We start from the raw sequence: 13168 nt of genomic DNA, 5'->3' as shown, positions 1-13168 counted from the left end.
TAATTTCGCTGGGGTTCGTTTAATTTCAAGCCTGTTTGAGAGTTTGTCCTTGATTGCTAAGCAGAACTTTCTCTGCGTGTGAATCAGCCGATGGCTTTGAAATAGTCCTGCGCAGCGATCAAGGCATCGGTAAACGTGCCATGTACAAACTCCGTGCTGATTGCCACCATCAAGTTCGAGGGCAGGCCAAAGTCCTCAATAAGTGCGCCATTACGATCGCGCCATATCTGGGTGGCCGGGTCCAGTACGACCGGGCTGTAGTGTTCGCGCACGGTATCCAGAACCGTATCGGCGGTAGAACGGTAGGTGAAAACAGGCAAACCCTGAGCCACGGCATAGCCAATTTCAAAGGCGGTGCCAGTATCAATTTCCGCACCTCGAAAGGGCGTGATATTGGCCAGTACTGCATCGGCCTGATCCAGCAGGCGGATATTGTGATGATAGATGGAGGAGGCTTCGATTTCTTCCTGATCAACGGGATGCAAGGGTTGGAAGCCAAAGTCTCGTACCAATTGCTTGTGCAGTGTGGCACGCTCGGCGGCATCGCTGAAAAACACGTCAGGACCCGCTAAATAGATACGCTTCATCTTGACTCCTTGTTGCATCGGGCTAAGTGGAAAACCATGCCGGTCCAGGCGCTAAGCCTTGATATACCGGAGTTCGTGAGGATATGGCGACATTGAACCGTAGCAGGGCATTCGGGGTGGCCACCTGAATGATGATATACGATCCCATCGGCCTGAGCATGGTGCCGGGTGCAGGTATCTGGTCCGGTTTTGTGCTTTGTCGTTTTGCCTGTTGCTGCGGCGTCATGGATGGTGATGGGCCGCTTCGTAGCTGGCAAGCCCGGGTTGCCACACACAAGAAAAAGGGACCAGTTCAGATCCCTTCTTGCCTTGCAAAGCGTTGTGAGCCTTAGTTGGAGTTGCTGCGTCGATACAAGCTCAAAGCAATCCCCAGACCTGCCAGCATGCCTGCGCAGCCCCGGTTTAACCAACGCATGGCCTGGCCAGAAAGCAGCCGCATGGCGTGATGACCGCCTACGGCGTATACCGTCATCAGGGCAATATCAATGAGGGCCGTGACCAGTGCCAGTGTGATGTACTGGGCTGCAATGGCCTCTTCTGGGCGGATGAATTGTGGCAGAAAAGCCGAGAAGAACAGTAATCCTTTAGGGTTGGATAAAGCCACCAGCAAGGAGCGTAGGAAGGCGGTGCGACCTGACAGGGTATTGCTCAAGGGAGCTCCTGTCTGGATGGTTCGGACAGGGGCGTGCCACAGTCCATAGGCCAGGTACAGCAGGTAGGCCGCACCGATCCATTTTACGACCGAGAAGAGCTGTTCAGAGGCAAGCAGCAGTGCTCCCAGTCCACCGCCTACGGCGGCGATCAGAATCAGGTCCGAGAGCGCTGCACCCGCAATACCGCAGGCCGCGATTCGTTTTCCCCCATGAGCGCCATTATTCAGGGCCAGCAGCATCGTTGGTCCCGGAATGACGGTGACAGCCGCGACGGCAACGATATACAGAGAAAGACTGGCTACATCCACGAAGACTCCTTGATAAGCGCCTGACTGCGCAAGCATCTGGCAGATGCCCACACCCCAAAGTACGGTGACTGGTGTCTGGGCTGAGGCAATCGGGTTCGGATTACATACAAAAAAGGCCAGCCTGACTGGCTGGCCCCTTGTGAGTCAAGGTGTCAAATCAGGCACGGCCAGGTTCAAGTGTGGCTGCGGCAGTAAACAGCACATCCGTCGAGGAGTTCAACGCCGTTTCGACTGAGTCTTGCACCACCCCAATCACAAAACCGACGCCCACAACTTGCATGGCGATATCGTCGGTAATGCCGAACATATTGCATGCTAATGGAATTAGCAGCAACGAGCCACCGGCCACGCCAGAAGCACCGCAAGCCGCAACCGTGGCCACCAGACTGAGCAGTAGGGCAGTGGGCAAGTCAGCCTGAATGTTCAGTGTGTGTACAGCGGCCAGTGTCAGCACCGTAATTGTGACAGCAGCGCCAGCCATATTGATGGTGGCACCCAATGGAATTGAAACGGAGTACGTGTCTTTATTCAGTCCCAGACGTTCGCACAATGCCATGTTCACGGGGATGTTGGCGGCAGAACTGCGGGTGAAGAAAGCCGTGATGCCGCTTTCACGCAGGCAGGTAAAGACCAGCGGGTAGGGGTTGCGACGCAACTTGGCAAATACGATCAGGGGGTTGACGATCAGGGCCACCGCCAACATGCAGCCTACCAGCACGATCAGCAGCAGGCCGTATTGGCGCAGGGCATCAAAGCCAGACTCTGCAACGGTTACAGCCACTAAACCAAAGATCCCCAACGGCGCAAAGCGAATCACCAGTCGTACCAGGGAAGAGACCGAGTTGGCCATATCAGTGAGCAGGTCACGAGAGCTTTGTGAACCATGTTTCAAGGCCAGGCCCAAGGCAATGGCCCACGCTAAAATGCCCATGTAATTGGCGGTAAGCAAGGCATCAATCGGGTTCACCACAATATTGGTCAACAGATCCAGCAGCACCTCGGTGATATCGCTGGGCGGATTCAGTGTGGTGTCGGCCAGATCCAGTTTGAGTTTGACGGGGAAGGCGAAACTGGCGATCACGGCAACCAGTGCGGCCAGAAAGGTGCCCATCACGTACAAGAGCAAAATAGGGCCCATGCGGCTGGAGGACTGGGCTTTTTGATTGGCGATAGAGGACATCACCAGCACAAACACCAGAATCGGTGCTACCGACTTCAAGGCAGAGACAAACAATTGGCCCAGCAAGGCGATCGACTGCGCAGCTGCCGGTGCAAAGTGCCCCAACAAAATACCGGCGAACAAACCGATCACAATTTGAGTAACAAGACTGCCGTGCAGGATAAAGCCTAACGGGCCTCTGGCTTGACTGGCGGGATGGGTCATGGAAAGCGACTCCAGACAAAAGGGTAGGTGTGACGTACGTGAAAAACGCCCTGGCGAGGACTCAGCCAGAGCGCGGAAGACGGTTATTCTAGCACCAGGCGCTATACATTTTGTAGCCGATGTGGTATGGTTACTAATCCACATGGGGTCGACATGGCTTCGACGTGGGTCAAGAAGCAGCACAGGGCGTGTCGAGCACCAGTACGCTCGTAAATCCACTGGAAAACTACAAACGCCAACGACGAGCGTTTCGCTCTAGCCGCTTAAGGCTGGGCCACTGCACTAATTTGTCTTTGGGTTAGGTAGGGCAACCTACAGCAGTGTTATTTACAAAGAATCGAATCGGCCTGTGCCACGTAGTCCGGTTCTAAAACTTAGTGGATCGCCAAGGAAAGGCCTGTCAATTGGCATAGTCCAAGGTTAAAACTTAAAATTAATTGACTACACATGTAGAACTGTCTGTGGACGGCTTGCGGACGGGGGTTCAATTCCCCCCGACTCCACCAAGAAATCCCAAGAAACCCAACAGCGTAACGGCTGTTGGGTTTTTTGTTTTCTGCTTGCTCAACAACGCTTTAGGGTCATAATAATCCCTTCATTTACAATACAAGAGGGGATCAATATGTCTCGTTGGGTGTTCTATTGCGCGCCAGGGACCTGCGCGCTTGCCACTCATATTGCACTGCATGAAGCAGGGGCAGACTTTGATGTGGTCAAGCTGGATTTTGGTGCCAATCAACAGCAAAGCCCGGAGTTTCTGCGTGTCAATCCCAAGGGGCGTGTTCCGGCACTGGTGACAGAGCAGGGAGCGTTGACGGAAACCCCGGCTTTGCTGGCTTTTGTGGCACAGAGCTTTCCGGCTGCCAAGCTGGCACCGTTGAATGATCCTTTTGCATTCGCTCGTATGCAGGAGCTGCACAGCTACCTGGCATCTACGGTGCACGTGGCCCACGCGCACAAGCGTCGTGGCTCTCGTTGGGTCGATGATCCTGCTGTGGAAGAAGCCATGCGCGCTAAGGTTCCGCAAAACATGACGGCGTGTGCGGCTTATCTGGAATCCTTGATTGTTGGTCCCTGGGCGTTGGGCGAGCAATTCAGTGTGGCCGATGCGTATCTGTACACCGTGGGTGGCTGGCTGGAGGGGGATGCCGTTGATATGAGCCAATTCCCTAAACTAAGTGCCTATCTGGAGCGGGTGGGCGCGCGCGAGGCTGTGCGTAAGGCCGTGGCCGAGGCCGCTGCCTGAGCACGTTGCTACCTTGGGGAGTCTCACAGGCTCATTCAGGGCTCAAACAATAAACCTAAGCTTATTCGTTGCAGGGGAGCGGTTTTTCTAGGCCTTGCTCTCCTGCACCTGTTTTTCTGCTGCCACCGCCTGCATCGCGCTGCCAATGAAATCGTCCCCTTGGCGGATTAAGGCTGCTGATGCCGCCTCCACATCCCGAGCCTCTTTATTCTGACTCAGCTTGGTTTTGCCGATCAGGCTAGTGATCTCAATTTCAATCCCAACGATGGCTTTGAGCATGGCGTCGATATAGTCCTTGGGCCCATCCGTCATCTTCCAGGGCATGGGCTGGCTGGCTTCGTGGATGCGGGTCAAGCGCGCCACGGCACCGCGAACATAGCGTTCCTCATCGCGTATCGTCACCTGCCCATAGGCATGGGCCACGATGTAGTTCCAGGACGGGACTTGCTTATGTGTTTCCAGCTTGCTGGGAAACCATTGCGGAGAGATATAGGCGTCCCCTGCTCGAAATATCACCATCACTTCGTCGCCGTTCTCCAGGTCTTGCCATACGGGGTTGTTTCTGGCGACGTGACAGTGCAATACCCCTTGTGCGCCTTCTTTGGGATGCAGCATGAAGGGCAGGTGATTTGCACTTAAACCACTTTTGCCATTGGCGACCAGAATGCCCAACGGATGCTGGGCGATCAGCTCGTGCAGTGGTTCAGGTCGGGATTCATTGAAGTGTGCGGGGATATACATCGTCGTCTGTCTGGGCTTGGGATTGAGGATCAATGTGTCTATTATTGGTCTATTCTGGCTCATTGAACTGTGCCAGTTTGGTGCTATTTTCATGGACCACAAACAATGTCTCGTACCGCCCATAATCCGAAGATTCCTTCCCTTGGTGAGCTGGACCGAAGCGCAGGCACCCTGGGGCGTCAGCTAGCGCAGAAGCTGCGCGAAGCAGTAAAAAACGGTGCGCTCAAACCGGGTGAATCCTTACCGTCCACGCGAGCCTTGGCGGCATCCTTGGGTGTGGCCCGTGGCACGGTCGTGGAAGCTTTCGAGCAATTGATTGCCGAAGGTTTTTTGGAGTCCTTGCCGGGCGTAGGTACTTATATCGCCCCGTCGCTGGGCCATCCCAAGGATGCCGCCAAGAAGCGCAGGGCGGCATCGCTGCCTGCCCAGCCTGCGCCACCCGCTGCCCAGCCATTCAATACGGTTGCGGCTCAATTCCAGCCTTTGCCGTCAGCCCCGTTTGCTGTGTCGATTCCCTTGGGTGCTGCTGCACCCGGACCTATCTGGCGACGCTTGGGAAATCGTTTGCGGGCACATGGTCAGGGCGCGCCAGGTGGCTATGGTGATCCTCAGGGTGCCTTGCCTTTACGGGAAGCCATCGCGGAATACGTGCGCCGTTCCCGCTCGGTACGCTGTGAGGCCGAGCAGGTAATTGTGACAACGGGCACTCAGCAAGGTTTGTTTCTGGCTTGTCTGGTCTTGATGAGCAGGCAGGATTTCGCCTGGGTAGAGAACCCGGCTTATCCTGGCATTACCGCGATTTTGAATACGGTAGGTTCGCCGGAACGTATGGTTCGTGTGCCTGTGGATGAAGAGGGGCTGGATGTGGCTGCGGGCATACGCTTGCAAGCCGATGCGCGGGTCGCCTTTGTGACTCCTTCGCATCAATACCCTTTGGGCATGCCCATGAGCATGGCACGACGCAATGCCTTGCTGGCGTGGGCACGCGATAAGTCCGCCTGGGTTGTTGAGGATGATTACGACAGCGAGTTCCGCTACTGCGGCCATCCTTTTCCTGCCATGCAGGGCCTGGACCCGGAGCGAGTGATCTATCTTGGAACCTTTAGCAAGGTGCTGTTTCCCTCGCTACGTCTGGGCTATGCGATTGTGCCGCCACCGTTGGTACAGGCTTTTTGCGGAGCGCGAGTCCTGCTGGATCGGCATCCGCCCAGTGCAGACCAGCATGTCCTGGCCAGCTTTATTGCAGAGGGGCATCTGGAGCGGCATATTCGGCGTATGCGTGGGGTCTACACTCAATGTCGCAACCATCTTTTTGAGATTGTGCGTGATGTCTTGCCTGATGATTTGACGCGTCTGCAACCCAGCGATCAAGGGATGCACTCGGTCTTGTGGTTGACCGCACAGATTGACGATGTGGCGGTGGCGCAGCAGGCCATGAAAGAGGGCGTGGCCGTGCGTCCGGTCTCTGCCATGTATCACGCCGGTGAGGGCCCCCCAGGGCTGATTTTGGGCCTGAGTGCGTTCAGTCCAGAGCAAATGAAGGAGGCGGCGCAGAAACTGGCGCGCATTATTTCTGAGCAGGCTCGACCTTCCAAGACCAAAAGAAAGCCTTGAGTTCGATTCTCTTGATAAGTCTGTTGCAAAAGCTGGCGTGAGCCCGCTTTTTTACCATTTACTGCGAGGGGCAAACCCTGGCCATTGCTTTCCTGCGAAGGACGCCAAAGAGCTCATTACGCTGGAACTGGCAGTAATGAGGTGCTGGCTGCCTGCTCAAGGGCCCTGCCCATATTGTGCAAGGTGTCGGAGCGGATAGCGGCATGTTGCCAGTACAAAGGCACATCCAGCCAAAGGCCGGGGGCGATCAAGGACAGTTCCTGGCAGGCTAAGGCATTGCTGACCATGGAGTCCGGTGCCAGACACCAGCCCAGGCCCAAAGCCGCCGCTTTCACAAAGCCGGTAGAGGTGGGCAGATAGTGGATGGGAGGGGTGACAGATTCAGTGGTGATCTGACGTATAAAACGCCACTGCAATTCGTCCTTGCGGTTAAAGACAATCATGGGGGCTTGGGCCAACGAGCCTGCGTCTACTTCTGAACTGAAGTACTGGGCTACAAATTCTGGAGAGGCAATGGCTTGGTAGCGCATGATGCCCAGTGCTTGAACTTTGCAACCTTGCAGGGGTGTCGGTTCGGCGGTGACGGCACCTAGTACGGAGCCATTGCGTATCAGTTCCAGCGTGTGGTCCTGGTCATCCACGCGCACATCAAACAGGTAGCCATGTTCCTGGCTTAGTTGGGAGAGGGCTTGCAGAAACCAGGTGTCCAGCGAGTCACTGTTGACCGCAATGGCGATGGGTCTACGTGGGCCAGTTCGTTCTGGCAGAAAATCGGCGACAGCCTCTGCTTCCAGGGTTTGCATGGGACGTACACGACGCAGCAGCAACTCGCCTGCTGGTGTAGGACGGCAAGGTGGTTGGCGCAGGACCAGAACCTGTCCCAGTCTGTCCTCCAGCGCTTTGATACGTTGCGAGACAGCCGACGTGGTGATGTATAGCTTGCGTCCGGCCGCTTCAAAGCTGCCTTCCTCCAGAACTGCCGTAAACGCTCTTAATTGCGGGTGCAACAGATCCATGATTCGCCTATGTATTTAGAAATTCTTAATTAAGTAAAGAATAATTAGCTTTTCTTAAATCGTAAATGACAGCATCCTATCGCAATTGTTGAATTTCGTGGGTGGATGGCATGTTCTTCTCTGTGCTTGCGACTGGTTTTTTGACGGGTGCTGGCCTGATCATGGCCATAGGCACACAAAATGCCTTTGTCTTGCGGCAAGGGCTGGAGCGTAGGCATGTGGGCTTGGTGGTCGCTATCTGTGCCTTGGCCGATATCGTCTTGATTCTAGGGGGCGTGGCTGGCATTGGTACCTTGGTAGAGGAATGGCCAGGCTTGCTGCAAGTTCTGCGCTTTGGCGGCGCGGCTTTTCTTGCTTGGTATGGGCTGTTGGCCGCACAACGGGCTTGGACGGGCAAGGGCAGCTTGATGGCTGGGCAGGGTAGCGAGCGCAACCGTCGTCGTATCTTGCTCACTTGTCTGGCATTTACTTTTTTGAATCCTCACGTGTATCTGGATACGATGGTGCTGCTAGGTAGCCTGTCTACGCCGTATCCTGGCCACTTGCAGTGGGCCTTTGCCTTGGGGGCCTGTGCAGCCAGTGCCAGCTGGTTTCTGGCCTTGGGCTATGGGGCGCGATTGTTGCAACCCGTGTTTCGTCAGCCTTTGGCCTGGCGTGTGCTGGATGCCAGCATCGCTGTTTTCATGCTGGCTTTGTGCGCTGTATTGCTGTTGCGGCCCTTGCATTAAGCGTTGTGGTCCCTGATCGGTACCTGACTCTCTTTATAAAGGATGTGTTGTGATCTCTATTCGTCCGGTTCAGGCGCATGAATGGCGCACGTATCAAGCATTGCGCCTCAGTGCCTTGCGTGATTCTCCCGATGCTTTCGGGAGTACCTATGCCGTGGAGTCCGCACATTCTGAGCATTTCTGGCAGGAGCGGATCCAAACCGCTTGTGCATCCGAGGCAGACCATGTCTTGTTAGCTGACAAGGAGGGGCAAGCGTGTGGTCTGGTCTGGTGCAAGCTGCCCGCCTCGGAACCTGCCGTGGCTGATATCTATCAGATGTGGGTGGCACCCTCCGCGCGTGGCTTACAGGTAGGCTATGGCCTGCTGGATGCGTCAGTGAAATGGGCAAACAGTAAGCAGGCGGCTTGTATACGTTTGAGTGTGACTCTGACGAATGCGGCAGCCGTCCAGTTGTATAAGAAGTATGGTTTTTCGCCTAGCGGTGAACCTGAGCCGTTGCGTGAAGGCTCGTCTTTGATGTCGCAGACCTTGGTACTGGATTTAGCAGGCTAAAGCCCAGCAGATGAAGGCAGCCCCTTGAGGAGTCTGCTAGCAAAGGGTGGCTTTCCTTTATGTCTTGCTGGTCTGTGGGGCGATGTGCCCTATTCAAGGCGCATTTTCTCAAACGCTCTACTGAATGGCTTTCAGGTAACAAAGCAGAGTAATCACCATTTTCAAAATAGAGTATGTCTGTAATCTATTGTTGATTTTCAGAAAAGCTTGTGCAAGGATAGCTGCTATTCATAATCTATTTATGTAGGCAGCAATACGCACTCGCACACTTTCTGGAGAATAGTCGGATGAGTCTTACCGCAGTTGTTTATCTTGACGATCTGGCCCTGGGGATGGAGTTTCGCAGCGCAGAGCATGCTCTGGATGAGGCGCAAATTATCAGCTTTGCCCGCCAGTTTGATCCGCAGCCTTTCCATCTGGATGCGGAAGCGGCCAAGGACACGTTCTTTCAAGGTTTGGCTGCAAGCGGTTGGCACACTGCTGCCATCACCATGAAGCTGTTGGTGGACAGCTTGGAATTCAGTCAGGGAATTATTGGTGCCGGCGGGCAGATAGACTGGCCACGGCCCACGCGTGCTGGTGATGTCTTGCATGTGCTCAGTAAAATCATCGACATTCAGCCCTCTCGTTCTAAAGCGGACAGGGGGATGGTGACGGTGGAGTCTCACACCATGAATCAAAATAATGAAGTGTGTCAGCGCTTGATTGCCAAGCTGATTGCTTTTCGTCGTCCGGAGGTTTGAATGGGGCGTGTCTCGCGCGAGCAGGCCGAACGCAACCGCGAACGGGTGCTGGAAACGGCATGCCGGCTGTTTCGCAAACATGGGGTGGAAGGGGTCTCGATCGGGGACATCATGGATGATGCGGGTCTGACGGCTGGCGCCTTCTACAAACAGTTTGCCTCCAAAGAGGCCTTGATTGAGGAGGCTTCCCGTTTTGCCTTTACGCAGTCCTCGGCATCCTGGCAGCGTATCAACCAACGCTATGAAGAAGATGCCGTACAAGGTTTTCAAGCCTTGATGCGACGTTACTTCAAGCATCGTCCTCAAACTCAAAGCTGCCCGATTTTGGCCTTTTCTTCCCTGGCTAGCGGCCTGCCTGCTGATGCGCAGACCACGGCAATTTACAGTGAAGGGGTAGAGCACTTGTTTGAGCAGTTTCGCCGCCTTGCCTTGCAAGCCTGTGCCGAGCAGTCCGAAGAGCAAGTCATGCTCTTGTTTGCCGCCATGTTGGGGACAGGGATGATCAGCCGGGCCATGGGTGATACCGTGTTGACGCAAAGTATGCAGGCGGCTGTTCTGGCCGCATTGCCTGGTGGGGAAGCTTGTCCTCAATAAGTCGATTTTCAGAATAAAAAACGCCCGATGTGCTGTATCGGGCGTTGGTCACTACATCAAGGTCTATTGACTTCTCAGTCCCTGCTTGGCAACGTTTTTTGCTTAGGCGGTTTGCACAGTACTCTCAGCGGGAAGTGCTGCTTGCGCAAACTCAGGCCGTTCCGTACCGTGCTTGACACGGTAGTCTTTCAGGAACTTGGCCATGCGGCCGATGGCCTCGCGCAGGTCGGGCTCGTGGGGCAGGAACACCATGCGGAAGTGGTCCGGATGAGGCCAGTTAAAGCCCGTACCTTGCACCAGCATCACGCGGGTGGCTTCCAGCAGTTGCAGGAAGAACTGACGGTCGTCCTTGATGGGGTAAATTTCGGGATCCAGACGCGGGAACATGTACAGAGCAGCGTGGGGCATGACGCAGCTGACCCCGGGAATGGCGGTGATCAGTTCGTATGCCAGATCGCGTTGACGACGCAGGCGTCCGCCTTCGCAAACCAGGTCGTTAATGCTCTGATAACCACCCAAGGCCGTTTGAATAGCCCATTGGCCGGGCACGTTCGCGCATAGCTTCATATTGGCCAACATGCTCAGCCCTTCGATATAGTCAGCGCCAGCCTGCTTGTCGCCCGAAATCACCAGCCAGCCTGCGCGGTAACCACAGGCGCGGTAGCTTTTGGACAAGGAGTTGAAGGTCAAGGTCAGCACGTCGGTGGACAGGCTGGCCATCGCGGTGTGCTTCATGTCGTCAAACAAGACCTTGTCGTAGACTTCGTCGGCCAGCAGCACCAGATTGAATTCGCGGGCAATATCGATCAGGGCTTGCAGCACCGAGTCGGGGTAGAGCACGCCGGTGGGGTTGTTCGGGTTGATGACCACCAGACCTTTGGTGCGCGGGGTGATCTTGGAGCGGATATCGTCCAGATCAGGGATCCAGCCATTGGCTTCATCACAGAGGTAATGGACGGGCGTACCGCCGGACAGGCTGGTGACAGCCGTCCACAGCGGGTAGTCGGGCATGGGTAAAAGCAGCTCGTCGCCGTCGTCCAGCAGGGCATTGGTCGCCATGGCAATCAGTTCAGAAGCACCATTGCCCAGGTAAATGTCTTCCAGCGTCACGCCCTTGATGCCTTGTTCCTGGGTGTAGTGCATGACGGCTTTGCGCGCGGCAAAAATACCTTTGCTGTCCGAGTAGCCCGAGGAATTGGGCAGGTTGCGGATCATATCGAGCTGGATCTCTTCCGGGGCATCAAAACCGAATACCGCCAAATTGCCGATGTTCAGCTTGATCAGTTGCTGACCCTCGTCTTCCATTTGCTTGGCCCGGTCCATGATGGGGCCGCGAATATCGTACAAAACATTCGCCAATTTGTTCGATTTCTTGATGCTATTCATGATGCTGGTACTCGGATTCCATGTGTGCTGCAGAGGATAGTTGGCAGGGCTGATGCCTGACCAGCCTTCTACCTTACCGCATGCGAGGGGTTCGCTTGGTAAGCATCAAGCTTAAAATGTGGCATTGTCGAGTTTTGGCGACACTCTTTTTGTCAGAAGATCGGCTGTATTTATGGATAGGTTCCTTACCATTGGGCATATTTCGCTTTGTGGTTTGGATTGGCATGATATGAAATCTGCGCACGTTCATTTCGGATAAGCAAGTCTCTTTTATTTTTCTTGTTTTTGATGGAATCCAATATTAAGATTTGATGTCAAATAATTTGATCTCAAACTATGAAATTGGAAGCGAAATATCAGGCCTTACTCTCGCATGCACAGCAGCACCAGGACGTTAACGTACAGGGAATGTCTCTTTGTTTTCAGCTCTTGTCCTTGTCCGCTCGTATTGATCGAGACTGCGCCGCCTTGTTGGCACCCTATGGCTTGAGCGAAGCCCGTTTTGTGCTTTTGTTTTTGCTGAAAGAGGCACCCGAGGGTATGCCCTCGCATATCCTGGCTGAGCGGGCAGGTGTTACGCGCGCAACGGTCACCACCTTGGTGGATGGACTGCTTAAAGCGGGTTGGGTGCAACGCTTTGCGGCCGAGGCGGATCGGCGTTCCGTCATGGTGAAACTCAGTCCTCAGGGGGAGGAGCTGGCCAAGACCCTGGTGGGGACACATGCCCAGTGGATAGGCAATCTGTTCAGGCATTTGTCCGAGGCGGAATGCGCGCAGTTAAGCACCTTGTTGAACAAAGCGGCCGCAGGAGAACAAGCATCATGAGTACAGAAAACCGCAAGGGTTATGCCAGGGTCGCGGACATACCCGCTGATATTTTGTTGGCCCTGTCCAAGGGGGAAATCCAGGGCGCTACCCTGACGGAGTCGCTGGCGATTGATCAGCGTGTGCTGGTGGCCACTGTTTTTCCGGAACTGGATGAGCAGGGCGCGCAGCACATCGACGCCCTGGCCGAATTGGGCATTCTCAAGCGCATGAAAGCCATAGGGGAATATTTGCTGCAAACCTATGGTGAGATGGCCTGGATGCGTTGCCTGAATCATCCGGCCGATGTGGTGCGTGGCTGGGCTTGCTTTATGGTGGGAGCGCGCGAGCCGCTAAGTGTCTCCCAGCGTCTGGACGCACTGCGTCCCTTGGCGGATGATCCGCATTTTGGTGTGCGCGAATGGGCCTGGATGGCGGTACGGCCTCAACTGGTGGCCGAGCTGGAGGTATCGATTCAGACCTTGCAGCAGTGGGCACGTTCAGACTCGGAATATCTGCGCCGCTTTGCGTGTGAAGCCCTGCGCCCTCGGGGAGTGTGGTGCGCGCATATCGCTATTCTGAAAAAGGAACCGGAGCGCATGTTGCCGATTCTGGAAACCTTGTATCGGGATGACAGCGTGTATGTGCAAGACTCGGTGGCCAACTTCTTGAATGATGCAGCCAAGGATCAGCCACAGTGGGTGCGCGATTTATGTGCTCAATGGCAGGTGCAATCACCGGATAATGCGGCTGTGCAGCGCCTGTGTCGACGGGCACTGCGCAGCGTATCTTGATACTTCGGTTTGCGTTT

General features: G+C 55.1%; 14 protein-coding genes and 1 other RNA gene. 9 read left to right on the top strand and 6 right to left on the bottom strand.

From position 1 onward, the window contains the following. Window positions 1-83: 83 nt before the first annotated feature. From CA948_RS07390 to sstT, 3 genes are all read right to left on the bottom strand, one after another. Window positions 84-587, bottom strand: a complete 504-nt coding sequence (locus CA948_RS07390; protein WP_094197192.1) for a nucleoside 2-deoxyribosyltransferase — start codon at window positions 585-587, stop codon at window positions 84-86. Window positions 588-915: 328 nt separating this feature from the next. After that, window positions 916-1548 carry a LysE family translocator gene (locus CA948_RS07385; RefSeq protein WP_094197190.1) on the bottom strand — a complete coding sequence of 211 codons (633 nt, stop codon included), beginning with the start codon at window positions 1546-1548 and terminating at the stop codon, window positions 916-918. A 157-nt stretch (window positions 1549-1705) separates the two neighbouring features. Beyond that, a complete protein-coding gene (gene sstT, locus CA948_RS07380) occupies window positions 1706-2932 on the bottom strand; it encodes a serine/threonine transporter SstT (protein ID WP_108727691.1) in 1227 nt (408 codons plus the stop codon). A 144-nt stretch (window positions 2933-3076) separates the two neighbouring features. On the opposite strand from sstT, the gene ssrA reads away from it, so the two are divergent. Both ssrA and CA948_RS07370 read left to right on the top strand, forming a co-directional pair. Continuing rightward, window positions 3077-3438: a transfer-messenger RNA gene (gene ssrA, locus CA948_RS07375) on the top strand. 116 nt (window positions 3439-3554) lie between these two features. Next, window positions 3555-4178, top strand: a complete 624-nt coding sequence (locus CA948_RS07370) for a glutathione S-transferase family protein (protein WP_108727690.1) — start codon at window positions 3555-3557, stop codon at window positions 4176-4178. 87 nt (window positions 4179-4265) lie between these two features. Here the strand turns inward: CA948_RS07370 and CA948_RS07365 are convergent, their stop codons facing one another. Continuing rightward, window positions 4266-4919, bottom strand: a complete 654-nt coding sequence (locus CA948_RS07365) for an FMN-binding negative transcriptional regulator (RefSeq protein WP_108727689.1) — start codon at window positions 4917-4919, stop codon at window positions 4266-4268. Between the two features lie 105 nt (window positions 4920-5024). Between CA948_RS07365 and pdxR the strand changes: the two genes are divergently transcribed. Beyond that, the gene (gene pdxR / locus CA948_RS07360) at window positions 5025-6533 is read left to right on the top strand and encodes a MocR-like pyridoxine biosynthesis transcription factor PdxR (RefSeq protein ID WP_108727688.1); all 1509 of its coding nucleotides are present in this window, start codon (window positions 5025-5027) and stop codon (window positions 6531-6533) included. Between the two features lie 116 nt (window positions 6534-6649). On the opposite strand, the gene CA948_RS07355 is transcribed toward pdxR, so the two are convergent. Further along, window positions 6650-7549, bottom strand: a complete 900-nt coding sequence (locus CA948_RS07355; protein ID WP_094197147.1) for a LysR family transcriptional regulator ArgP — start codon at window positions 7547-7549, stop codon at window positions 6650-6652. 110 nt (window positions 7550-7659) lie between these two features. On the opposite strand from CA948_RS07355, the gene CA948_RS07350 reads away from it, so the two are divergent. From CA948_RS07350 to CA948_RS07335, 4 genes are all read left to right on the top strand, one after another. Beyond that, window positions 7660-8277 (top strand): LysE/ArgO family amino acid transporter, encoded by a 618-nt coding sequence (locus CA948_RS07350; protein WP_094197146.1) that lies wholly within the window; start codon window positions 7660-7662, stop codon window positions 8275-8277. Window positions 8278-8326: 49 nt separating this feature from the next. Then, window positions 8327-8830 carry a GNAT family N-acetyltransferase gene (locus CA948_RS07345; protein ID WP_108727687.1) on the top strand — a complete coding sequence of 168 codons (504 nt, stop codon included), beginning with the start codon at window positions 8327-8329 and terminating at the stop codon, window positions 8828-8830. Between the two features lie 287 nt (window positions 8831-9117). Then, window positions 9118-9573, top strand: a complete 456-nt coding sequence (locus tag CA948_RS07340; protein ID WP_108727686.1) for a MaoC family dehydratase — start codon at window positions 9118-9120, stop codon at window positions 9571-9573. Beyond that, entirely contained in the window at window positions 9574-10167 is a 594-nt protein-coding gene (locus CA948_RS07335; protein ID WP_108727685.1) for a TetR/AcrR family transcriptional regulator, read from the top strand. It abuts the gene before it with no gap. Window positions 10168-10269: 102 nt separating this feature from the next. Here CA948_RS07335 and CA948_RS07330 read toward each other — a convergent pair whose 3' ends face one another. Continuing rightward, entirely contained in the window at window positions 10270-11553 is a 1284-nt protein-coding gene (locus CA948_RS07330; protein WP_108727684.1) for a pyridoxal phosphate-dependent aminotransferase, read from the bottom strand. Between the two features lie 336 nt (window positions 11554-11889). Here CA948_RS07330 and CA948_RS07325 point away from each other — a divergent pair, with 336 nt between their 5' ends. Together CA948_RS07325 and CA948_RS07320 are read left to right on the top strand one after the other, a co-directional pair. Continuing rightward, a complete protein-coding gene (locus CA948_RS07325; RefSeq protein WP_108727683.1) occupies window positions 11890-12378 on the top strand; it encodes a MarR family winged helix-turn-helix transcriptional regulator in 489 nt (162 codons plus the stop codon). Continuing rightward, window positions 12375-13151 carry a HEAT repeat domain-containing protein gene (locus CA948_RS07320; protein ID WP_094197140.1) on the top strand — a complete coding sequence of 259 codons (777 nt, stop codon included), beginning with the start codon at window positions 12375-12377 and terminating at the stop codon, window positions 13149-13151. Before CA948_RS07325 ends, CA948_RS07320 begins: the two co-directional genes overlap by 4 nt. Window positions 13152-13168: the final 17 nt, after the last annotated feature.

Source organism: Alcaligenes aquatilis, from assembly GCF_003076515.1.
Classification (GTDB): domain Bacteria; phylum Pseudomonadota; class Gammaproteobacteria; order Burkholderiales; family Burkholderiaceae_B; genus Alcaligenes; species Alcaligenes aquatilis.
Note: the sequence above shows the minus strand (reverse complement) of the source record. Positions and strands in the feature narration are given on the sequence as shown.